This window comes from Micromonospora sp. NPDC048947, from assembly GCF_040649495.1.
Taxonomy (GTDB): Bacteria; Actinomycetota; Actinomycetes; order Mycobacteriales; family Micromonosporaceae; genus Micromonospora; species Micromonospora alfalfae.
Genome location: NZ_JBEZFO010000003.1, coordinates 43,659 through 66,471, shown reverse-complemented (window position 1 = coordinate 66,471; position 22,813 = coordinate 43,659). Strand labels below are relative to the sequence as shown.

The following is a 22,813-nucleotide window of genomic DNA, read 5'->3' as shown; positions in this document are numbered from 1 at the left end:
CCTCGTTGCGGCCACGCGGGTCCAGCCCGGTGGTGGGCTCGTCGAGGAAGAGGACCGCGGGAGCCAGGATCATGCCGGCCGCCAGGTCGAGCCGTCGGCGCATACCACCGGAGTACGTGCTGACCGGCTGTTCGGCGGCGTCGGCGAGACCGAAGCGTTCCAGCAGCTCGACCGCCCGTTGACGGGCCCGGCGGCGACCCAGGTGGAACAGCCGGCCGAAGAGCACCAGATTCTGCCGGCCGCTCAGCGCCTCGTCGAGGGCGGGATGCTGCCCCACCAGCCCGATGCGGTAGCGCACCTGGTCGGGCTGGCGGGTCACGTCGAAGCCGGCCACCTCGGCGCGACCCTCGTCGAGTCGGAGCAGGGTGGAGAGGATCCGTACCGAGGTGGTCTTGCCGGCCCCGTTCGGGCCGAGCAGGCCGCACACCGTTCCCTGCGGCACCCGCAGGTCGAACCCGTCCAGCGCGTACCGGTCCCGATACCGCTTGCGCAGCCCCTGCGCCACTATCGCGTCGGCTCTTGTCGTCACAGCGCTCCCTCTCCCGAAACCGTCGTCCGCATTACCGTACGACGTACGATAGCGCGTACGGACAGCCGCATGAAGGGCCGGCGATAACCGTCGCTGTCGACTGTGGATGTAGCGGCCTTGTTGCCTGGCGCCGTCCCGCCTCGGGCAGGTTCGGGGCGGCCGAACGGCGCAAACGGGCGTGATCCACTCGCTTTTGATGAAGTCGGGGTGTCCCTGGCAGCGGGACACCCCGTTTTCCGTGAACCCGAGTCGATCACGTCGTGTGGCCGCCGCGTCGGGGTCGCCGGGGTCGACAGGGTGGATGGGGTCACACGCCACCCGTTCCGGAGCCGGGCCGGCACCGAGCGGGAAGTCGCGCGACTACGCGGGTTCGGCGGTCCCGACCTGGCCCGCGACGCCGACGTTCAACGGGTCGGCCAGGAGTTTGTCGAACGCCAACTCGGCGGCGCCGATCAGGACGGCGTCGCGGCCGAGCGCCGCCGCGCGCAACCGCAGGTGCTCGCGGGAGGCGGGCAGCGGCATGGTGTCGAGTCGGTCCCGGACCACGTCCGCACCGGCGGTGAAGATGTCGCGCAGCGAGCCACCGAACACCACGGCGTCCGGGTTGACCACGTTGACCAGGTTCGCCACGCCGAAGCCGAGCCAGTCCGCCACCTGCTCGACGGCCGCGCGGGCGGTCGGATCGCCGGCCGCCGCGGCGCGCAGCACCTCGGCTACCGCCGCGCGGTCGCTCGGGTCACGGCCGGCGTGCCGCAACAGCGCGGCTTCCGAGATCTCGGTTTCCCAGCAGCCGCGTGAACCGCAGCCGCAGGGCAGGCCATTGGGGTTGACGACCATGTGGCCGACCTTGCCGCTGTGACCCCGGTGGCCGATCACCAGTCGGCCACCGACGATGATGCCGGCGCTGATGCCCAGGTCTCCGTGCAGGTAGATGAGGTCGTCGATGCCGACCGCGACGCCCCGGACGTGCTCGGCCAGGCCGGCGATGTCGGCCAGGTCCCCTGCCACGAAGCCGGGGCCGGAGCTGAACTCCGCCTCCAGCGCGGCGCCGAGCGTCTCGTCGATGCTGGCGATCCGGAGCCTGCCGTCCGGGTCACGGGTGGTGTCGGTGACCGCGGCGGCGCCGCCGACCAGCAGCGCGTCGCCGGCCACCGCGCGTTCCATGTCGCGGACCAGGCCGGCGAGGGGCCCGACGGCTTCGAGCGCCGACATGCCGCTGGGTCGGGGGATCTCCCGCAGATCGAGGATCTGCCCGCCGAGGCCGACCCGGGCGGCACGCAGCCGATCAGCGTCGATGCTCAACGCGTGTGCGTAGACCCGGTCGGAGCGGGGGCTGACCACCAGCGAGGGACGGCCGGCGCGGCGAGCGGTGGTCGGCGCCTCCTCGGTGACCAGGCCGCTGGTGACCAGGTCGGCTGCGAGGGCGCCGATGGTGCTTCGGTTGAGGCCGAGCCGGCTGGTCAGCTCGGCGCGGGACGTCGGTCCGTGCAGGTGGACGTAGCGCAGCACAGCGCCGAGGTTCTGCCGCCGGATCTCCTCCTGGCTGGCGCCGGGGACCGACGGCAGCGGGGATTCGGCGTTGCGGCCGACGCCGGCTGGCCTGGCCCGTACTGGTGTCGCCACGGTCAGACCTCCTTCCGGGTCGAGGCCGGTTGGTGCGGGGGTGCAGGGACGACGATGGGTCCCGGTAGAGGAGACCCGGGACCCATCGGCGTTACTACCTACCGTGCGGTGATTACTTGGTGAGCGGCGCGAGCTTCGGGTCGTTGGCGTACGCCTCAGCCGCGTTCGCCTTGGTGACGGCGACCGGCGGGAGCAGGTACGTGTCGACGACCTTGCTGCCGTTGTTGTAGGACTTGGTGTCGTTCACCTGCGGCTTGTCGCCGGCCTGGAGAGCCTTGACCATGTTGATGGTCTCCTTCACCAGGTTGCGGGTGTCCTTGTTGATCGTCATGTACTGCTCGCCCTTGACGATCGACTTGACCGACTCAACCTCGGAGTCCTGACCGGTGACGATCGGGGTCGGCTTGCCAGCACCCTTGACCGAGGTCAGGATGGCGCGGGCCAGCGTGTCGTTCGGGGAGAGGACGCCGTCCAGCTCCTTGTTGCCGTAGGTCGAGGTCAGCAGCTGGTCCATGCGGGCCTGCGCACCCTCGGCCTTCCAGCCCTGGATGGCGGTCTGCTTGACGTCCTTCTGACCCGAGGCGACGACCACGTTGCCCTTGTCGATCTCCGGCTTGAGCACGTCCATCGCGCCGTTGAAGAAGACACCGGCGTTGTTGTCGTCCGGCGAGCCGGAGAACAGCTCGATGTTGTACGGGCCGTTCGGCTTCTTGGCCTTCATGCCGTCCAGCAGGGCCTGGCCCTGGAGCTGGCCGACCTTGAAGTTGTCGAAGGCGACGTAGTAGTCGAGGTCCGGGGTGTTCGTGATGAGCCGGTCGTAGGCGATGACCTTCACGCCGGCCGTGTGGGCCGCCGCGACCTGGGTCGACAGCTGCGCGGCGTCGGTCGCGCCGATGACGATGACCTTGGCGCCCTTGGTGACCATGGCAGTGATCTGAGCCTGCTGGTCGGCCACAGTGGTCGACGCGCCGGCGTACTGCACGTCACCCTGGAAGCCGGCCTCCTTGAGGCCGTTGCTGAACAGGTCACCGGCGAGGACCCAGTTCTCCGAGGTCTTGGCCGGCAGAGCGACACCGATCAGCGAGTTCGCCGCGAAGCCCTTGGCGTCGCCGCCCTTGGTGTCGGAGTCGCCGTCGCGGCCGGAGCCGCAGCCGGCGAGGGCCAGCATGGCGGCGGCGCTGATGGCCACCACCGACGTGCCGAAGAATTTACGCATGGTGAGGACTTGCCTTTCTAGATGGTGAGGCGGGTAGTGAGGTCGGTGGCCGTCAGCCGGACACCGCTGCCTTGGCGGGCTCGCGCTCCGCGTCCGGCGGTGAGGCGGGTGGGGCGGAATCCTCGCGGCGGAAGGGCCGCATCAGGCTCCCGATGATGGAGAAGCGCCCCTGGCTCTTGTTGTAGACGTCGATCGCGACGGCCAGCAACAGGACCAGACCCTTGATGATCTGGACGCGGTCGGTGCCGACGCCCATCAGCTGCAGGCCGTTGTTGAGCACGGCCATGACGAGACCACCGACGATGGAGCCGCTGATGGTGCCGATACCGCCGGCGACGGCCGCGCCACCGATGAAGACGGCGGCGATGGCGTCCAGTTCCCAGCCGTTGCCGTCCTGCGGCCCGGAGGCCGCCGAGCGGGCCACGAAGATCATGCCGGCCAGCGCTGCCAGGACGGACATGTTCATCATGACGAAGAAGTTGACCCGCTTGAGCTTCACACCGGACAGCTCGGCCGCCCGGGAGTTGCCGCCCACCGCGTAGATGTGCCGGCCACCGGCCGTGTTGCGGGTGTAGAAGGAGTAGGCGATGACCAGGACCAGCAGGATGATGCCGGAGATCGGGAAGCTGGTGCCGACGCGACCGCTGGCGAAGCGCAGCGCCGCGAAGGCGATCACGCCGACCATGATGGCCATCCGCAGGATGGAGATCCACATGGGCGCCGGGTCGGCGTCCATGGCCCGTCGGGTCTTGCGGGACTGGATCTCGCGCCACACCACAGCCAACGCCGCGGCCAGGCCGAGCAGCAGCGTGGCGTTGTTGTAGCCGGTGTTCGGACCGAACTCGGGCAGGAAGCCTGAGCCGATCTCCCGGAAGCCCTCCGGCACCGGGACGGTGCTCGCGTTACCGATGAACTGGTTGCCGCCTCGGAAGAGCAGCATGCCCGCCAGGGTGACGATGAACGCCGGCACCCCGATGTAGGCCACCCAGAATCCCTGCCAGGCGCCGATCACCGCGCCGATGGCGAGGCCGAACACGATGGCAGCGGGCCAGGGAAGGTCCCACTCGGTCATCGACTTGGCGACCAGGATGCCGGCGAAGGCGGCGACCGAGCCGACCGAGAGGTCGATGTGCCCGGCCACGATCACCATGAGCATGCCGATGGCCAGAATCAGAATGTACGAGTTCTGCTGGAACAGCGCGATCAGGTTGTCCGACCGGAGGGTGAGGCCATCGGTCAGGATCTGGAACAGAACGACGATCGCCACCAGGGTGAAGATCATTCCGAACTGGCGAGCGTTGGAGGTGGTGCCTCCGAACAGGTTCTTCTGAAGGTCCTTCAATCGGCTCATCGTGTGGCCATCTTCTTCGTCGAGGTCATCTGCTTCATGAGGGTTTCCGGGGTGGCGTCCGCCCGGGCGATCTCGCCCGTGATGGCGCCTTCGAACACTGTGTAGATGCGGTCGCACAGTCCGATCAGCTCAGGCAGCTCCGAGGAGATGACGATGACGCCCTTCCCCTCGTCGGCGAGCCGCTGGATGATGCCGTAGATCTCGTACTTGGCACCCACGTCGATGCCGCGCGTCGGCTCGTCGAGGATCAGCAGGTCCGGGTCGGTGAACATCCACTTGGCCAGGACGACCTTCTGCTGGTTGCCGCCGGAGAGCTTGGAGACGCTCTCGTCGACCGTCGGAGCCTTGGTCCGCAACTCCTTGCGGTACGACTCAGCCGCCTGGTACTCCTCGACCTCGTTCAGGACGCCGTGGTGCGAGATCTTGGACAGCTTGGCCGCCACTGTCGACGTCTTGATGTCGTCGAGCAGGTTGAGGCCGATCGCCTTGCGGTCCTCGCTGACGTAGGCGAGGCCGTTGTCGATGGCATCCGCCACCGACTTCAGGACGATCTCCTTGCCGTCCTTGATGATCGTGCCCGACTCGAACACCCCGTAGGAGCGGCCGAAGACACTCATCGCGAGTTCCGTGCGGCCCGCGCCCATGAGACCGGCGAAGCCGACGATCTCGCCGCGGCGCACCACGAAGCTCTCGTTCTTGCAGACCTGCCGCTCGGCGGAGATCGGGTGCCGGACGTTCCAGTCGCGGACCTCGAAGAAGACCTCACCGATCTTCGGCGTGTGGTCCGGGAACCGGCTGCTCAGCTCGCGGCCGACCATGCCCCGCACGATCCGGTCCTCGTCGACCCCGTCCGCCTTGACGTCGAGGGTCTCCACTGTCCGGCCGTCGCGCAGGATGGTGATCTGGTCGGCGATCGCCTCGATCTCGTTCAGCTTGTGCGAGATCATGATCGAGGTGATGCCACGGGAGCGGAACCCGCGCAGCAGGTCCAGCAGGTGCTTGGAGTCCGCCTCGTTGAGCGCCGCGGTGGGCTCGTCGAGGATGAGCAGCTTCACGTCCTTGGCGAACGCCTTGGCGATCTCGACGAGCTGCTGCTTGCCGACCCCGATGTCCTTGATCAGGGTGTCCGGGTCCTCTTCCAGACCGACCCGGGCCATCAGGTCCAGCGCCATCCGGTTCGCGGCCTTCCAGTCGATCGCGCCCCGCTTGCGCGGTTCGTTGCCGAGGAAGATGTTCTCGGCGATCGACATCCCTGGAATGAGCGCGAGCTCCTGGTGGATGATCACGATGCCGGCGTTCTCACTGGCCCGAATGTCGGAGAACTTGCTCTCCGACCCCTGGTAGATGATCTTGCCGTCGTAGGTGCCGTGGGGGTACACCCCGCTGAGCACCTTCATCAGGGTGGACTTGCCCGCGCCGTTCTCGCCGCAGATGGCATGGATCTCGCCGGCGCGAACCACCAGGTTGACGTCGGAGAGGGCCTTGACTCCGGGAAACTCCTTGGTGATGGAGCGCATCTCAAGGAGGATGGGCACGTCGCTCATAGCTCGTACCACCTCGCCAACGTCATCGGTTGCCTCCGGAAGGTTGAACCTTCACTTGGTTTTGTTGTTGACGGCAACGTATTGCGGCCGGAGGGCCATCCGCAAGGCGAGGGACTGTTGAAAAAGTAACAATCCGGTAATATAGATGTCGCACAGTGTTCGTCCGCCACAGCGGCAACGACAGCCCCTCCCGGTACCCCGGGCCTGACCGAAGCACCCACCCCCACCTGCGACAACGCGCCAATCGACCTCGGCCGTTCCCGCGGCTTTCCCACCAGGAAAGATGCCTCAGGGGCGGTGCATCCGGTAACGCAGCGCACATGTCGTGCCATCGAATGATGGGAATCGGGCGTTAGCCCAACGCCGCACGCGGGGCGCACCAGGAACCTCTGGCCGCTGATGTGACCCACGCCTCTACCGGCCGTACGCATCGACGGCCACCACCCTGGAGCGACGTGCACCGGACGACGGGTCAATGCCCTGACGTCCCTTAAGCGCAGTTCGTGACGGCACAACGCGACCGGCGGGCCGGGGGGCGTCGACCGGTCAGCTCGGGTGCAGCACCGCCTTGATCACGCCGTGTTCCCGGCGGTCGAAGTGGCGATACAACTCCGGGGCGTCGGCGAGGGTGCCGTGGTGGGTGACGATCATGCTGGGCCGGGCCCGGCCCGCGACGACGAGGTCCCGCAGCAGGACCGTGTAGCGGCGGTCGTGGGTACGACCGAACCGGACGGCCACCCCCTTGCTGAACAGCGCTCCCCACGGCGCGACCACATCCTCGTGACCGTCCGCGCCGGGCGCGGGGCGTGGATCCTGGTCCGGGTACACACCGGCGACCGCGATCGCGCCAGCGGCGTTGACCAGCCGGGCCGCGTCGGTGATGACCTGGTTCGGACGCTCCCGGTCGGGGTGCTCCCGGTCGCGGGCCTGGAACCCGACCGCGTCGATGACCTTGTCGACCCCGCCCAGCTTCTCCTCGCCGAGCGGCAGCCCGGTCCGGGCCCGGTCGGCGCGGATCTGCTCGACCGGGTCGCCCCGACGGAAGTCGATCGGCACGGCGCCGATCTCGCCGGCCTTGTCGAGTCGGGCGTCGACCCCGTCGACGGAGTACACGACCCGGGCCCCTCGGAGCAGCGCCGCGTGGGCGCCGAGCAGACCGACGGTGCCTGCGCCGAACACGGCCACCGTGTCACCGGGCCCGACCTCGGCGAGGGTGGCGGCGTGCCACCCGGTGACGAACGCGTCGGCGAGCAGCACGAAGTCGTCCTCGTACCCGTCCCCCGGCTCGCCGGGCAGGGGTACGCAGTTGGCGTCGGCCCACGGCACCCGCAGCAGGTCGGCCTGCGCGCCCCGGTACGGACCCATCCCCGCGTACCCGTACGCCGCGCCCGGCCCCTCGGCCCGGGCCCGCAGGCAGGCCGCGGAGAGCCCGCGGGCACACATCACACACGTACCGCAGAACAGGTGCGTGGGGATCACCACCCGGGTTCCCGGTCGGACGGTCTGCACCGCGATGCCCACCTCCTGCACCACGCCGAGCGGTTCGTGACCGAGCACCAGGCCGGGCTCGGCGCTGGTCCGTCCGTCGTACATGTGCAGGTCGGTGCCACACAGGGCGGTGGAGGTGATCCGCACGAGCGCGTCGGTCTCCGCCTCCAGTGTCGCGTCGGGCACCTCCCGGACCGCGACCGTCCGGACGTCCGCGTAGACGACGGCTCTCATCCCGGCTCTCCTGTTCGGCTGTGGAACGGCCGGTCTTCCCCCGACTGGGCCGTTCATGCCTGCCCGACCCAGCAGCCGGTGGCGGTGCTATCTTAGGACCCCTAAGTTTCTTCCTAGTGAAGCAAAGGTTGGATATGCCACGGCAGGGGTTGACCAGCTCGCGGGTCTCGGCCGCCGCGGCCGAGCTGGCGGATTCGGTGGGCCTGTCCCGGTTGACCGTCGCGGCCGTCGCCCGGCACTTCGGGGTCTCGGACGCCGCCCTGTACGTACACGTCCGCAGTCGCGACGCGTTGATCGAGCACGTCGCGGTCCGGGCCGCGGCCACGTTCGCCGACGCGCTCGCGATAGCGGTGGCGGGGCGGGCCGGCCGCCAGGCCCTGATCGGGTTCGCCGACGCCTGGCGCGCGTTCGCCGTCGCCCATCCGGGGCAGTACGCGGCCACCCAGCTTCAGCTGCCGCCCGAGGTCGGCACAGGGTCGGCCGGGCACCTACGGATGATCGAGCTGAGCTACGCGATGCTGCGCGGGTACGGGCTCGACGAGCCGGCCCTGACCGACGCGATGCGATTCGTCCGAAGCACCTTCCACGGCTTCGCAAGCCTTGAGACGGTCGACGGTTTCGGGCATCCCCGCGCTGTCGACGCGTCGTGGCAGTCGATCCTCGACGCGGTGCACACGACCTTGAGCAACTGGCCAACCCAGAAACAGGAGCAGCGGTGAACAGCCACGATCAGACGGTCGAGTCGGCCGACGGGACCCACCTTGTGGTACGACGACTGGGCGTCGGAGACCCCGTCGTCCTGGTGCACGGCTCGGGTGGCGGGCTGCACTCCTGGGCCACCGTCGCGGAGCACCTGGCTCAGGAGCACGAGCTATGGCTGCCGGCCCGGCGCGGATACGGTCCCAGCGATGTCCCGGCCGGCACCAAGTCCTTCCGGGCCGAGACCGCCGATCTGCTCGCCGTCATCGAGGCCGCCCGGCGATCCTCGGGCCAGCCGGTCCATCTCGTCGGCGCGTCCTACGGAGCGACACTGGCGTTGCACACCGCAGTGGCTAATCCGCGCGATGTACGCTCCCTGGCCATCTTCGAGCCGCCGCTCTACGCGGCCGGGGCGCAGGTCGCGCCGCTGCTCGACCGGTACCGTGCCGCCTTCGAGCGCGACGATGCCGCCGCGATGGCAGCGGCCCTGAACGACGTGACGCGGGTTCCGGCCGAGATCGTCGCAGCGATGGCCGCCGGAGCGGGCGATCGGGTGCCCGACCCGGTCGAGGCGCGCCGCTCGGCGATCGGCTGGCTGCATGATCTGGAGGCGCTCGCGCAGGACAGCACCGACATCAGCCGGTGGTCCTCGATCGCCGTGCCGACTCTCCTGCTGGCCGGCGCGGACACCTGGGAGCCGATGCCCACCACGATGAACGCCCTCGCGAAGGCGATTCCGACGGCAAGCTACGTCGTCTGGCCGGGTCAGTCGCACTTCGTGACGATGACGGCACCCACAATGGTCGCCGACGCGTTGCGGCAGTTCTTCGCCGAGGCCCCGCCGGTCTGACCCAACCCACCCGAACGCCCGGCGGCGGCCGGTGGCACACCGGCCGCCGCCATGGAGCCGTCCCGCTGCCGGCGCGTTGAAGCGGGCCGACGCCGGGGCAGCGCGTCTACTCGGGCACCTGCCGCTGCCGGAACTGCTCGACCGGGAGGCCGCCGCGACCCCAGTTCTCGGTCTCGACCTCGTCGATCACCACAAAGGTCGACGTCAACGGTTTGTTCAGGACGTCGCGCAGCAGCTCGCTCACGCCCTTGATGAGGGCGGCCTTCTCCTCGGCGGTCGCCGCGGACGTCCCCGCGGTGCTGCCCTCGCGAGTGATCTGGATGGTCACGATCGGCATCGGCTACTCCCTTCTCGGTGTGGGGTGGAGTCAGTGACCGGCGTTCTGCCCGCCGTCGACGTGCAGGATCTCGCCGGTGACGAACGGAGCGGACTCGAGGTAGAGGACGGCGTCGACGACGTCGCTGGTCTCGCCCATCCTGCCGACCGGGTGCAGACCCGCGAGCGTCTGGTGCGTCTCGACCGGGTGCATCGGGGTCTTGATGACTCCGGGCGCGACGGCGTTGACCCGTACACCGCGCGCCGCGTACTCGATGGCCAGCGACTTGGTGGCCGAGCTGAGACCGCCCTTGGTCAGCGACGCGAGCACCGACGGGACGTTCGAGTTGGGCTGGTCGACGAAGCTGGTCGTGATGCTGACGATGTGACCGGCGTCGCTGGCCAGCAGGTGCGGCATGACGCGCCGGGTGAGGTGGAAGAAGCCGGCGAGGTTGATCCCGGTGACCTGGTCGAAGTCCTCGTCGGTGTAGTCGGTGAACGGCTTGGCGACGAAGACGCCGGCGTTGTTCACCAGGGTGTCGATCCGCCCGAAACGGTCCAGAGCGGCACGCACCACCCGCTCGGCCGTGTCGGCCTCGGCGATGTCGCCCCGGACCGTGACGATCTCCGGGTCGTCGGACGCGCCGATCGAGCGCGAGGTCGCCACGACGCCGTACCCGAGCTTGCGGTAGGCGGCCACGAGGTCGGCGCCGATGCCCTGGGAGGCGCCGGTGATCACAACGACCTTCTGGTTCTGACTGCTGTTCATGAGGGAATCACCTTCACTAGACGACTGGTCTACTAAAAACTAGCCGACCGGTCGTGTATCGTCGAGGCGTGGGTCGAACCAGTGACGCGAAGAACAAGATCCTCGACGCGGCCGCCACGCTGATCGAGCAGCGCGGCTACACGGCGCTCGGCGTGGCCGAGATCTGCGCGGCGGCAGGCGTGCCGAAGGGCAGCTTCTACTACTTCTTCGAGTCCAAGCAGGCTCTCGCCCGTACCGTCATCGACGAGCACTGGGTCACCCAGCGACGCCAGTGGGAGCAGTTGCTCGGCAGCGAGCGCGACCCGCTACAGCGGCTCCGGGACCTGTTCGAGGCCACCGAGGAGGTCCAGCGCGTCGGCCAGCAGAAGGCCGGCGTGGTCGCGGGCTGCCTGTTCGGCAACCTCGCCCTCGAACTCAGCAACCAGGCCGAGGAGATCCGCGGCCGGCTCCAGGAGATCTTCGAGGAGCAGATCAGCCTCATCGAGCAGGTGGTCGTCGAGGCGAAGGAGCGCGGCCTGGCCGGCCCGGCGGTCGACAGCCGGGAGGCCGCCCGATCGATCGTCGCGCAGATCGAGGGGCGGGTCCTGCTCGCGAAGTTGCTCAACGACCCGACCCAGCTGGAGACGCTGTGGCGCAACTGCCTCGATCTCCTCCAGGTGCCCGCGCGGGCGCGGACCACCACCGGCTGAACGGACGACGGTCGCTGACCGTCCACTCCGGGCACACCGCGCGGCCGCTCAGTAGCATCGACGAGGCACGATTTTCAGGCGGACCAATCCCCGACCGGATCGAGCACTCGACATGACGACCGAGCAGACCACGTCTCCCCCGCGTGCCGGGGTCGGCATCGCCGCTCAAGGGCTGGGCCAGAGCGTCCGGAGCGGTCGCCAGATCCTGACCGACATCTCAGTGAGCATCGCGCCGGGCGAACTGGTCGCGATCATCGGCGCCAGCGGCGCCGGCAAGACCACCCTGCTGGAGATCCTCTCCGGGGTACAGCGACCGGTGGCCGGCACCGTCACGTACGACGGCACCACCACGGCCGGCACCATCGGTGTCGTTCCGCAGGACGACATCATCCACAGCGAGCTGCCCCTGGCCCGCACCCTGCGGTACGCCGCCCAACTGCGCCTGCCCTCCACCACCGGGCCGGCCGAGATCAGTGACCGGGTCGCGGAGGTGCTCGCCGAGCTGCGGCTCACCGATCGGGCCGGCACGCCGGTCGGCCTGCTCAGCGGCGGTGAACGCAAGCGCGCCAGCATCGCCGTCGAGCTGCTCACCCGGCCCGGCGTGTTCTTCCTGGACGAGCCCACCTCCGGATTGGACCCGGCGATCGCCGTGGAGCTGCTCCGGGCGCTCCGCGCGCTCGCCGACACGGGTGCCACAGTCGTGCTGACCACCCACCAGGTCACCGACGTGGACCATTGCGACAGGGTCGTCGTGCTGACCCGTCAGGGCCGGCTGGCGTTCACCGGCGCGCCGGCCGCCGCCCGGGAGTTCTTCGGCCTGCGGTCCCTGGTCGAGGTGCACCTCCGGCTCGACGAAGCGACGCAACCCGCCGAGTGGCCCGATCGCTTCGCCGAGCAGCGCCCGGCCGAGCCGCTGCCCCGTAGCACCGACTGTGACGTCGCCGAGAGGCCGCCGCGGCGCGTCGGCCGGCTGCGCCAGTGGGCGGTCCTCAGCGCGCGCAACGCGGAGATCGTCGTCCGCAACCGGCTGACCCTGGCGATCCTGCTCGGCTCGCCGCTGATGGTGCTCGGCATGTTCGCGCTGCTGTTCCGCCCGGGGGCGTTCGAGCCGACCAGACTCAGCCCGACGGTGACCGTGATGATCCTGTTCTGGATCGCGTTCGGCGGCTTCTTCTTCGGGCTGACCTACGGGCTCCTCCAGATCTGCACCGAGCTGCCGATCCTGCGCCGGGAGCGGCTGGCCGGTGTCCGGCTGGTCCCGTACCTGCTGGCGAAGGTCGCGGTGCTGCTGCCGCTGCTGGCAGTGGTGGACCTGGCGCTGCTCGGGGTGCTGCGCGGCATGGACCGGCTGCCGCCGGTCGGCGGCGCCGACTTCGCCGCCCTGTACGCGACGCTGCTGCTCTCCTCGGCGGCGGCGCTCGCCCTCGGTCTGCTCTGCTCGGCGGCCGTGTCCGACGCGGCCCAGGCGACGCTCATGCTGCCGATGCTCTGCTTCCCACAGGTGCTGTTCGTCGGCGCGATCCTGCCGGTGCCGGCCATGGCGGTCGGCGGTCAGTGGCTCAGCTACGCGATGTCCAACCGGTGGGCGTTCGAGGGCTTGGGGCACACCGCCGGAGTGGAGCGGCTCTGGCGCGACGGTGGTTCCCCGCTCGGCCCGCCGCTGCTGGCCACGTACGGCGACAGCTTCTCCCGGCCGGTGTGGATCGACTGGCTGGTGCTCGGCGGTTTCGTGCTGCTCTTCCTTGGCGCGGCCTGGGCGGTCCTGCTCCGACGGGATCCCCGTCGTGCGTCCTGACCCGACGTCGCACGCCTCCCCCACCGGGCTGCCGGGATACGCCGCCACCGGCCGGATCGACGAGCTGCGCGCCACCGAGTACCCACACCTGGACACCGACGGGCAGGTGTACCTCGACTACGCCGGGGCCGGGGTGGCTGCCCAGGCGCAGGTTCGCGCCCACCACGACCGGTTGCTCGCCGGCCTCTACAGCAACCCCCACTCGGAGAACCCCACGAGTGTGGCGGCGGGCTCGCTGGTGGAGTCGGCGCGACGCGCGGTGCTCGACTTCTTCCGCGCCGACCCGGCCGAGTACGCGGTCATCTTCACACCGAACGCCAGCGGGGCCTGCCGGCTGGTCGGCGAGGCGTACGACTTCGGCCGGGCCGCGCCGCTGGTGCTCACCTGGGACAACCACAACTCGGTGAACGGCATTCGCGAGTACGCCCGGTCGGCTCGCGCGTCAGTGCGCTACCTGCCGCTGACCGGGCGGGAGCTGCGGGTCGCCGAGTCGGACCTGGTCGCGGCGCTCGACGCAGGCAGTGGCGGCCTGGCCCGTCGGTGGGGTCGGCCCGGTCGGCGCGGGCTGTTCGCCTACCCGGCGCAGAGCAACTTCTCCGGGGTACAGCACCCGCTGGGTTGGGTGGAGCTGGCCCACCAGCGCGGCTACGACGTGCTGCTCGACGCTGCCGCCTTCGCGCCGACGAACCGGCTGGACCTCAGCGTCGTCAGGCCGGATTTCGTCTGCCTGAGCTGGTACAAGCTCTTCGGCTACCCCACCGGGGTCGGCGCGCTGCTGGCGCGCCGTTCGGCGCTGGCCCGTTTGCGCCGGCCGTGGTTCGCCGGCGGCACGATCCGCGCGGTGAGCGTGCAGGGCGACTGGCACCGGCCGATGGACGACGAGTCGGCGTTCGAGGACGGCACGCTCAACTTTCTGAGCATCCCGGACGTGGAGTTCGGGTTGCGCTGGCTCGACTCGATCGGCGTGGACCTCGTCCACGCCCGGGTCGGCCTGCTCACCGGGTGGCTGCTGGAGCGGCTGGCCACAATGCGGCACGACACCGGCGGGCCGCTGGTCCAGGTGTACGGGCCGACGACGGGTGCGGGGCGCGGTGGCACAGTGACCTTCAACCTCCGCCACCCGGATGGCACGCTGGTCGACGAACGGCTCGTGGCACGGGAGGCGGCAGCGGTCGGAATCGCCCTGCGTACCGGCTGTTTCTGCAACCCGGGCGCAGCTGAGGGCGCGTTCGGGATGAGCCGGACGTCGATGCGGCAGCGGCTGTTGGCGGGGGTCGACACGATCGACAAGTACCTCGCCGTGCTGGGCCTACCGACGGGTGGGGCGGTTCGCGTCTCGTTCGGACTGGCCTCGGTTGCGGCCGACGCGGAGCGCCTCGTCGACTTCGTCCAGTCGACCTACCTCAACCGGAGTGCCGGTACGGAGTCACCACTGCCACCTCGGCTGCGCTGCTGACCTGCCCGAGCCCGCCGACTAGCTGACCTGGGCCACCGGCGCCGGGCGGTGCTTGATCTCCTCCATGAACGGGAACCGGGTGGTCAGCTCGGCGAACGTCAGGCCGGCCCGCCAGGCCGCGGCCACCTGGGCGACCTGCACCAGATCCATGACGTCGCCGCGGGCGAGAACCTCTCCCGAGACGCGCAGGTCAATCATGAAGTATCGGGCCTGCGATCCCAGCCCGACGCAGACCACGCCCTCGTCGGAGTGCAGCTCGGCGCAGGTGAACCGGGCCCGCCCCTGCTCCGGCGCGGTCACCCGGCCGATGTCGAGCCCGTGGCGGGCAGCAGTTTCAACAAGCGCGGGGGCCAGGCCACCCCGCTCGACCAGATCCGGGTAGAGGCGCACACCCAGCGCCGTCGACGCCTCGCTCATGACTGACTCCCACTTCCTTGTGACAGAGACCAGCAGCGCGCAGGTTACGGGAAAGTTTCCGGCACGCCTCGTCATCCTGTCCCGCGTGGACGCCCCACGGCAATAGGACGGGTCGATTCGACCGCTATCGAGTTACCCTCGGCGGCGCCGAACTTCCTTCGATGGGTCGGCGTCGTCCAACTCGGAGACATCGAGCGATGCCACCGGCGTCGACCGGCCCCGGCGCGTCGCCGCTCACTGGTCAGCATCGGGCGGTAACGGACGGTCGTGATATTGGAAACACTCTTGACAGAAAGACACCATATCGACATGCTTCGCTTTAGAGAGCGCTCTCTATCCTGGTAGACCACCTCCACTGACCCCAAGCTGAGGAGCCTCCCGTGTTCACAGCCCGGCCCAGCCTCCGCTTCCGTCCCCTCGCACTCCTGGCTGTCGCCCTCGTCGCGACCGCGACGGCGCTCGTCGTCCCGGCGTACCCCGACCGGGCCGAGGCCGCCATCGGCCCCATCAGTTGGCAGGACGAGTTCAACTCCCCCGCCGGCACGCCCGTCGACCAGAACAAGTGGCGGTTCGACATCGGCGGCGGCGGCTGGGGCAACAACGAGCGGCAGTACTACACCAACAGCACCAGCAACGCCGTCCACGACGGCCAGGGCAACCTGGTCATCACCGCCCGCCGGGACAATCCCGCCAACTACCAGTGCCACTACGGGCGCTGCGAGTACACGTCGGCGCGGTTGCTGACGGCGGCCACCTTCACCCAGACGTACGGGCGGTTCGAGGCCCGCATCAAGATCCCGCGTGGTCAGGGCATCTGGCCGGCCTTCTGGATGCTCGGCACCGGCGGCGGGTGGCCCGACGCTGGCGAGATCGACGTCATGGAGAACATCGGCCGGGAGCCCAACACCGTCTACGGCACCGTGCACGGGCCTGGCTACTCCGGTGGCGGCGGCATCACGGGCAGCCGCACCCTCGGTGCGCCGCTCGCCGACACCTTCCACACCTACCGGGTGGACTGGGAGCCGAACGTCATCACCTGGTACGTCGACGGGGTGCAGTACCACCGGGTCGATCCCGCCCGGCTCGGCGGCAACCGCTGGGTGTTCGACCACCCCTTCTTCATGATCCTCAACGTGGCGGTCGGTGGTAACTGGCCCGGCTACCCGGACGGCTCGACCCAGTTCCCGCAGCAGATGCTCGTCGACTACGTGCGGGTGTCCAGCTACACCTCGGGCGGCGGGGGCGACCCGACTCCCGGCACCAACCGGATCCGGGGTGCGCAGAGCGGTCGCTGCATCGACATCCCCGGCGCCAACCCGGTCGAGGGCGCCAAGCTCCAGATCTGGGACTGCAACACCACGGCGGCCCAGAGCTGGACCTTCGCCTCCGACGGGACCATCCGCGCGATGGGCAAGTGCATGGACCCGGCCTGGGCCGGCACCGCCAACGGCACCGAGGTCAACCTGGTCAGTTGCAACGGCAACACGGCCCAACGCTTCACCCTCAACGCCGCCGGCGACCTGGTCAACCTCAACGCCAACAAGTGCGTGGACGTACGGGAGGCCAACCCCAACAACGGCGGCAAGCTGCACCTGTGGGACTGCCTCGGCGCCGCCAACCAGAAGTGGTCTCGCATCTGACCATCAGGCACGAAAGCGTGGGCCGCCCGAGGAGAACTCGGGCGGCCCACCGCCGTACGCGGGCCCAGCGGACCGGATTGACTCGATGAGCGGGGAGGCCAGGTTCATGCCCACTATGTTCGGATTAGTCCATAATCCGGCAGTTCCGGGAGTGAGCCAATGTCGCACCACCTCGATACGCCCCTGGCCGCCCAGGGCGGTCAGCTCTACATCGACGACCTGTTCGTCTTCAACGGTGACCGCGCCACCGTGTTCGTCATGGACGTCAACAGCTCGGTGACCAAGGCTGACATCAAGCGCGGCTTCCACGCCGAGGCACGTTACGAGATCAAGATTCACATCAACGGCGCCGAGGCGGAGGACCTGACCTACCGGTTCGCCTTCGGCGAGCCGGACGGCGACGCCCGGCAGGCCCTCCAGTTGTACGAGCTCACCGGGGCGGACGCCCGCGACGACGCCGTGATGGGCACCCCCATCGCCGAGGGGCGAACCGGCGAGGTGACGACCGGCGGCAACGTCCGGATCTGGGCCGGCCGGATCACCGACCCCTTCTTCATCGACCTCGACGAACTCGCCACCATCAACGGCGCGGTCAAGAACGGTTCGCGGGTGGACCGCTCGGCATGGCGGGCCGATCAGGCCAGGAACAGCTTCGCCGGCACCACAGTCGAGTCGATCGTCCTCGAGGTCTCGCACGACGAGCCGCTGCTGCGCGACGGCACCGAGATCGGCGTGTGGTGTCGCACCATGCTGGCCACCGACGCGGGCGGATGGCGCCAGATCAACCGCGCCGGCCACCCCATGATGTGGCCGATCTTCTGGCCCCACGACACCGACTTCTCCGACCCCGCCAACTTCCGGCACCCCGGCAACGACCTCACCGAGGGCGGGGAGGAGATCGCGAACGCGGTCGCCGGCGTGGTCAAGGCCAACGGCACCGCACCGGATCCGCAGGCGTACGGCTGGAGCGTCGCCCGGCAGCTCTACCCCGACCTGCTGTCGTACAAGGTCGGCACGGCCGCGAACTTCGGCTTCGCCGTCCGCAACGGACGCACCCTGGCCGACAACGTGCCCGAGGTGATGTTCTCCCTGATTCTCAACACCGGCACCACCTCCGGCCTCACCTCGGACGTCACCAAGGCCGCCCGTTCCGCCACGTTCCCGTACGTGGTCGCGGCCTGAAATCCGCTCGCGGGGCTCGGCGGCCGGCAGGGCGCCGAGCCCTTGTCGTGCGCGCCCTCCGCGACGGCCACCAGCGCGGTCCCGGACCATCCGAGACAACGCTCGATTCCGGGAAGGGGCCTTCCCGCTCCCGCGACGCCACCACACCGAGGATCGAGAACGAACACCTGCCGACCACCGGGTGATGCTCGCGTCATTCAGGCCCCTGTGGGCGTTTTGCGTAGTTAGTCTCTGAACTGCTTGCTAAGGGTTGTTTGGGACAAAGGAGACTCGATGCGTAGAAAGATTCTCGCAGGCTTGGCCGGTGTCGCCGCCGTCGTCGCGCTCGCCGGACCAGCCGCCGCGGACACGACGGGCGACACGGTCGTGACCCTCACCGTCGACGCCGCCGGTGGTCTGTCGATCACGGTGCCGGCGACCGCCAACATCGGGAACGGCGTGGAGGGCACGACCGTCTCCGGCCAACTTGGCCCGGTCACCGTGCTGGACCAGCGCGGGGCGCTCACCCCCAACTGGACAGCCAACGTCATCTCCACCGACTTCACCACCGGCGGTGGCTCCTCCGGGGAGACGATCCCGAACATCAACGTCCTGTACTGGTCCGGTCCCGCGACGGCGACCGCCGGCGGCGGCACCTTCACGCCGGGTCAGCCCACCTCCGGTGACCAGGTGATCATCAACGTGCCCCGCACGGCGATGGCCCACACCGGCGGCACCGGCAACAACTTCGCCACCTGGAACCCCACCCTGGTGGTGAACGTGCCCGTCGGCACCGTCCAGGGTGTCTACACGGGGACGGTGACACATTCGGTGTTCTGAGCCGCTCGGCCGGCTGGTGCTGCTGGCCTCGGTCGCCCTCGTGGCGCTCGGGGTCTCGGCGGCGCCAGCCGTTGCCGTGCGGGAGCAGCGACAGGATCCGGCCGAGGAAGCCGCCATCAGCATCCGGATGCTGGACATCCCGGCCAGTCGGGTGCAGGACCCCCGGGCCCAGGTCTACATCGTGGATCACCTGAAGCCCGGGACGACGATCAATCGCCGGGTCGAGGTGCGGAACACCTCCGCCGAGACGCAGAAGATCGAGTTCTATGCCGGCGCGGCGTCGGTCGAGAACAACGCCTTCACAGTGCCCGAGGGCCGCACGGGCAACGAGCTGAGCGGGTGGATCCGGCTGAGAACCGCCACGATGGAGCTGGACCCGGGCGAGCGACGCCCGGTCGAGGTCGAGCTCGCCGTGCCGGAGAAGGCATCGAAGGGCGAGCGGTACGGCGCGATCTGGGCGCAGGTCACCAGCGCGAAGGAACGCACCGGCAACGTCACCCAGATCCACCGCGTGGGCATCCGGGTCTACCTCGACGTCGGTCCGGGTGGCGAGCCGCCAACTGACTTCCGCATCGAGGGGTTGGCCGCGGAGCCCGGCACCGGCGAGTTCCCCGTGGTCACCGCGAGGGTCACCAACACCGGCGAACGCGCACTGGACATGACCGGCACCCTGTCACTGACCAAGGCGGCGGTCCGGGCCGGCCCGTTCACTGTGACAAACGGCGTGACGATCCTGCCCGGCCAGAGCGGTCAGGTGCGGATCGAGGTCAGTCAGGCCCTGCCCGCCGGGACCTGGGACGTGCACGCGAAGCTCGCCAGCGGCACAGTGGAACGCACCGCGACCGGGAAGATCGTCCTGCCCGTCGCGGCGCCGATGACGGTCTCGGCCTCCAGCGGGCCGAGTTGGCTTGTCTACACGGTCGGCGGGATCGCCCTGCTGGTGCTGGTCGCCCTCGGTGGTTGGTATCTCGTCCGCCGGCACCGGACCCAGCTGGCCTGACGTTCCCTGACCAGAGACTGCCCGGCCGTTCCGAAGGGAGCGGCCGGGCAGCGACGTCTGGGGTGTGGGCCGGGAACGAACAACCGGCTGAGCTAGATGACGGAGTGCGTCACGACCGCCACGTAGTCGCCGACCACCAGCTCGGACGGGAGGCTCACCAACAGGGTGGGGTTCCAGGTGACGGTGTTCGGGCCTCCGGTCTGTCCGGACCAGCCGGCGGCCGTACGCGGGGTGTTCAGCACCGCCCCGGGCTGCGGGACGAAGGATCCGACCCCGGTGCTGGCAAGGGCGGCCCCGGAGGCGTACGTGATGTTGCTGTTGGGGATGGTCTCGCCGCCCGATCCGGAGCCCGTGGTGAAGCTCGTGCTCGAGACGACGGTGACCCAGTTGCCGGAGAACGGCCCGCGGTCGTCGGTGACGGTCACCGGGCCGAGTTGGCCCGAGACGCCTGTCGTGCCCGAGGCGACGGTGCCGAGCGCCGAGATCGCCGGGACGCTGATGGAGAGCCCACCGAGCGGGGCGATGACCAGGTCGACCGGTCGGGTCGCGGACTGGTCGAACGAGTCGGTCACCCGGACGGTGAACGGGAACGTGCCGGACACGGTGGGCGTGCCGGAGAGCAGGCCGGTGACCGGGTCGAGGGTCAGCCCGGCGGGCAGGCTCCCGGCGCTGACCGACCAGGCGAACGGGCCGGTGCCGCCGGCCACCGTGAGCTGGTACTGGTACGGGTCGTACGCCTTGCCGGGTGGCGGCGGTGGGAAGGTCAGCGTCGGCGGCGGGTTGACCGTCACCGACGCGGAGGGAACCGACTGTGGGCCGGTCCCGGCGGCGTTCGTCGCGGCCACCCGGAAGGTGTAGGCGGCACCGGCCGTCAACCCGGTGACGACCTGGGTCGTCGCGGTCCCGGCGAAGGTCTGCGGGCTTTGCGCCACCCCGCCGAGGTAGGGCGTCACTGTGTATCCGGTGATCGGTGAACTTCCGTTGGCCGGGGCGGTCCAGCTCACCGTGGCGGCGTTGGTGCCCGCGGTGGCCGATGTGTTCGTCGGCGCTCCGGGCAGTGTGTACGGGACCACCGCCGCCGAGGGTGGGCTGGCCGCACCGGTGCCGTACGCGTTCACCGCCGCCACGCGGAAGGTGTAGGACGCGCCGACGGTCAGCCCGGTCAGGGTGCGGCTGGTGGTGGAGGCGTCGAAGGTGAGGGTCGGCTGGGTGACGCCGTCCCGGATCGGGGTGATCAGGTAGCTGGTGATCGGGCTGCCGTTGCTCTCCGGCGCAATCCAGCTCACCGTGGCGCTGCTGACGCCCGCGGTCGCGGTGGGTGTGGCCGGGCTGTTCGGCGCGGCCGCGTAGACGTAGGTCGCCGATCCGGTGGAGCCTCGGGTGGCCACGCTGACCGTGACCGTCGCCGGGCTGGACCGGGCCGGCATGCTGGAGATGCCGAGGGTGCCGTCGGGGTTCACTGTGAAGCAGCCGGCGGCCGGGCCGGAGCTGCACGGCAACAGCACCACCGAGGTGCCGGCCTGCTGCTCGGCGGCCGTACCGATGGTGATCGCTGTCGCGCCGGTGAGGTTGCTGCCGCCGACGGTGACCGCGATGCCCCCGGAGATCGTGCTCTGCGCGGGGGTGACGGTCACGCCGCTCGGTGCGGTGGCCGGCGCAACCGCTGTGGCGACGGAGGAGTAGCCCGGGTTCGCGTCGACCGACGACGACGTCGCCACCGTCGCGGTCTGGATCAGTGCCGGCGTCACTCCGGTGCCGGTGACGGTCGCCACGACCGTGATCGGCGGCAGGGAGGTTCCGCCGGCGAACGGGCCGTTGCTGTTGGTGCAGGTGACGCTCTGTCCGGATGGTGCGGCGCAGACCCAGCCGGAGCCGAACGCGCCACGCGGCACGACACCCGTGGGCACGGTCTGGGTGACCGAGATCGGCGATGTCTCGGCGGTCCCGGCATCGACCCCGGCGGTGATCGAGTAGGTGACCGGATCACCGGGCTGCGGTGCGGCCCCGACCGCGCTGGTCTGCGACACGTTCAGGTCCGGCACCGGGTTGAAGCTGACCGCCCGCACGTTGTCGATCTCGTGGAAGTCGGTGACCGAACCGGTGGAGCCCACCCAGCCGAAGGCGAGTTGCCGGGGGTAGCCGCTGGCGTTGAGCCAGGTCGGTGACGGGTACAGGCTCGGCGACACGACCGGGAGGCTGCCGGCCAGGGTCCGCGCCGACCCGCCGACCGGGGTGAACCTGACCCGGTACTCCCCGGCCGGCACGGTGATGCCGGTGTCGGTGGTGAACGGCGACGCGGTGGTGTTGGCGACCACCTCGACCGGCACCACCGAGGCGGCCCGGGTGCTGGCCCGTAACGGCAGCGCGGCCGAGGACGTGTTGGTGGCGGTGCTGTTGATCGCGCAGTAGCCGACCCCGTTACGGCCCGGCCCCCGGATCACCACCTGGCCGGGGACCCGCGTGTTGGTGGTCGAGATGTAGGGCGGATTCGTGCAGCCGGTGCCCTGGTAGAGGCTGTTGCTGAAGTTGCCGAAGACGTCCAGCCCGATGCCCAGGTAGCCGTTGGACAGACCCACCGAGCCGCCGTTGAACGCCGCCGAGTAGCCCAGCGAGCCGCCCGACTGGCCGATCACCCCCGGGGACCGCGGGTTGGCGGGGTCGACAGCGGCCAGCGCGAACGCCAGGCCGTCCGCTCCGGGGCTGCTGCCGCCGTACTGATAGGTGTTGAAGGTGACGTGCAACCCCTGGGAGGTGGGCACGCTCACCGCACCGAACACGCCGCCCTGCCGGTTCGCGACGGCCGGGGTGAGGCGCAGCTTGCCCGAGCCCTGCGGATCGGTCGCCGTCGGGCAGCTCAGTAGCGGGCCGATGGTCGAGTTGCCGGCGGCGCTCAGGCAGGCGACGTTGGTCGCGGTCGCGAGTGGCACGCCGGGCACTGTCACCGGGCCGACGCCGTCCGGGGTGTTGTTGTGAAACGGCTGGTCGAACAGCACGGACCCGGCCGCCCACGCGGGGAGCGGCGCGACCGCGAAAACCCCTGCGATCACGGCCGCCACCAGCGCTGCGCTGCTGATCGGCCGACTCCGGCCCCGAAACGACATGCCTACTCCCAGCGTTCACTCCAGTCCCGATACGGACTATATCCCCCCAAAACGCCCATATTTCCCGGACAGCGGCAAAGCCATCGTGGTACCCGA

Annotated in this window: 19 protein-coding genes; 9 read left to right on the top strand and 10 right to left on the bottom strand. The window is 69.8% G+C overall.

What is annotated here, in order from left to right:
- From AB0B98_RS05790 to AB0B98_RS05765, 6 genes are all read right to left on the bottom strand, one after another.
- Positions 1-529, bottom strand: a 529-nt coding sequence (locus AB0B98_RS05790) for an ATP-binding cassette domain-containing protein (protein WP_357361182.1), incomplete at its 3' end; no start/stop codon positions are given.
- Positions 530-889: 360 nt separating this feature from the next.
- On the bottom strand, positions 890-2,152 hold the full coding sequence (locus AB0B98_RS05785) for an ROK family transcriptional regulator (protein WP_357361181.1): 1,263 nt from the start codon (positions 2,150-2,152) through the stop codon (positions 890-892).
- A 112-nt stretch (positions 2,153-2,264) separates the two neighbouring features.
- Positions 2,265-3,368: a sugar-binding protein gene (locus AB0B98_RS05780; protein WP_357361180.1), complete on the bottom strand. Its 1,104-nt coding sequence runs from the start codon at positions 3,366-3,368 to the stop codon at positions 2,265-2,267.
- A 52-nt stretch (positions 3,369-3,420) separates the two neighbouring features.
- Complete coding sequence (mmsB, locus tag AB0B98_RS05775; RefSeq protein WP_357361179.1) at positions 3,421-4,719, bottom strand: multiple monosaccharide ABC transporter permease; 1,299 nt, start codon at positions 4,717-4,719, stop codon at positions 3,421-3,423.
- Positions 4,716-6,263, bottom strand: coding sequence for a multiple monosaccharide ABC transporter ATP-binding protein (gene mmsA / locus AB0B98_RS05770; protein WP_357361178.1), 1,548 nt, complete (start codon positions 6,261-6,263; stop codon positions 4,716-4,718). The genes mmsB and mmsA overlap by 4 nt, the downstream gene beginning before the upstream one ends.
- A gap of 546 nt (positions 6,264-6,809) precedes the next feature.
- Positions 6,810-7,985, bottom strand: a complete 1,176-nt coding sequence (locus AB0B98_RS05765) for a glutathione-independent formaldehyde dehydrogenase (protein ID WP_357361177.1) — start codon at positions 7,983-7,985, stop codon at positions 6,810-6,812.
- A gap of 134 nt (positions 7,986-8,119) precedes the next feature.
- Between AB0B98_RS05765 and AB0B98_RS05760 the strand changes: the two genes are divergently transcribed.
- Together AB0B98_RS05760 and AB0B98_RS05755 are read left to right on the top strand one after the other, a co-directional pair.
- On the top strand, positions 8,120-8,704 hold the full coding sequence (locus AB0B98_RS05760; protein WP_357361176.1) for a TetR/AcrR family transcriptional regulator: 585 nt from the start codon (positions 8,120-8,122) through the stop codon (positions 8,702-8,704).
- The gene (locus tag AB0B98_RS05755; RefSeq protein WP_357361175.1) at positions 8,701-9,534 is read left to right on the top strand and encodes an alpha/beta fold hydrolase; all 834 of its coding nucleotides are present in this window, start codon (positions 8,701-8,703) and stop codon (positions 9,532-9,534) included. The genes AB0B98_RS05760 and AB0B98_RS05755 overlap by 4 nt, the downstream gene beginning before the upstream one ends.
- 106 nt (positions 9,535-9,640) lie before the next feature.
- Here AB0B98_RS05755 and AB0B98_RS05750 read toward each other — a convergent pair whose 3' ends face one another.
- Positions 9,641-9,871, bottom strand: coding sequence for a 4-oxalocrotonate tautomerase family protein (locus tag AB0B98_RS05750; protein ID WP_357361174.1), 231 nt, complete (start codon positions 9,869-9,871; stop codon positions 9,641-9,643).
- 30 nt (positions 9,872-9,901) lie between these two features.
- The gene (locus tag AB0B98_RS05745; RefSeq protein WP_357361173.1) at positions 9,902-10,618 is read right to left on the bottom strand and encodes an SDR family oxidoreductase; all 717 of its coding nucleotides are present in this window, start codon (positions 10,616-10,618) and stop codon (positions 9,902-9,904) included.
- 68 nt (positions 10,619-10,686) lie between these two features.
- Between AB0B98_RS05745 and AB0B98_RS05740 the strand changes: the two genes are divergently transcribed.
- The 3 genes from AB0B98_RS05740 (at position 10,687) to AB0B98_RS05730 (ending at position 14,558) form a co-directional block, all read left to right on the top strand.
- Positions 10,687-11,307 (top strand): TetR/AcrR family transcriptional regulator, encoded by a 621-nt coding sequence (locus tag AB0B98_RS05740; RefSeq protein WP_238669265.1) that lies wholly within the window; start codon positions 10,687-10,689, stop codon positions 11,305-11,307.
- Positions 11,308-11,419: 112 nt separating this feature from the next.
- Positions 11,420-13,102 (top strand): ATP-binding cassette domain-containing protein, encoded by a 1,683-nt coding sequence (locus tag AB0B98_RS05735; protein WP_357361172.1) that lies wholly within the window; start codon positions 11,420-11,422, stop codon positions 13,100-13,102.
- On the top strand, positions 13,092-14,558 hold the full coding sequence (locus AB0B98_RS05730) for an aminotransferase class V-fold PLP-dependent enzyme (protein ID WP_357361171.1): 1,467 nt from the start codon (positions 13,092-13,094) through the stop codon (positions 14,556-14,558). Before AB0B98_RS05735 ends, AB0B98_RS05730 begins: the two co-directional genes overlap by 11 nt.
- Positions 14,559-14,576: 18 nt before the next feature.
- On the opposite strand, the gene AB0B98_RS05725 is transcribed toward AB0B98_RS05730, so the two are convergent.
- A complete protein-coding gene (locus tag AB0B98_RS05725) occupies positions 14,577-14,975 on the bottom strand; it encodes a hypothetical protein (RefSeq protein WP_238669262.1) in 399 nt (132 codons plus the stop codon).
- Positions 14,976-15,355: 380 nt separating this feature from the next.
- Between AB0B98_RS05725 and AB0B98_RS05720 the strand changes: the two genes are divergently transcribed.
- From AB0B98_RS05720 to AB0B98_RS05705, 4 genes are all read left to right on the top strand, one after another.
- Complete coding sequence (locus AB0B98_RS05720) at positions 15,356-16,615, top strand: glycoside hydrolase family 16 protein (protein WP_238669261.1); 1,260 nt, start codon at positions 15,356-15,358, stop codon at positions 16,613-16,615.
- A gap of 159 nt (positions 16,616-16,774) precedes the next feature.
- The gene (locus AB0B98_RS05715) at positions 16,775-17,797 is read left to right on the top strand and encodes a DUF4331 family protein (RefSeq protein WP_357361170.1); all 1,023 of its coding nucleotides are present in this window, start codon (positions 16,775-16,777) and stop codon (positions 17,795-17,797) included.
- A 273-nt stretch (positions 17,798-18,070) separates the two neighbouring features.
- Entirely contained in the window at positions 18,071-18,616 is a 546-nt protein-coding gene (locus AB0B98_RS05710; RefSeq protein ID WP_357361169.1) for a hypothetical protein, read from the top strand.
- A gap of 16 nt (positions 18,617-18,632) precedes the next feature.
- Positions 18,633-19,616: a hypothetical protein gene (locus tag AB0B98_RS05705; protein ID WP_357361168.1), complete on the top strand. Its 984-nt coding sequence runs from the start codon at positions 18,633-18,635 to the stop codon at positions 19,614-19,616.
- Positions 19,617-19,708: 92 nt separating this feature from the next.
- Here the strand turns inward: AB0B98_RS05705 and AB0B98_RS05700 are convergent, their stop codons facing one another.
- On the bottom strand, positions 19,709-22,717 hold the full coding sequence (locus AB0B98_RS05700; RefSeq protein ID WP_357361167.1) for a fibronectin type III domain-containing protein: 3,009 nt from the start codon (positions 22,715-22,717) through the stop codon (positions 19,709-19,711).
- Positions 22,718-22,813 lie beyond the last annotated feature (96 nt).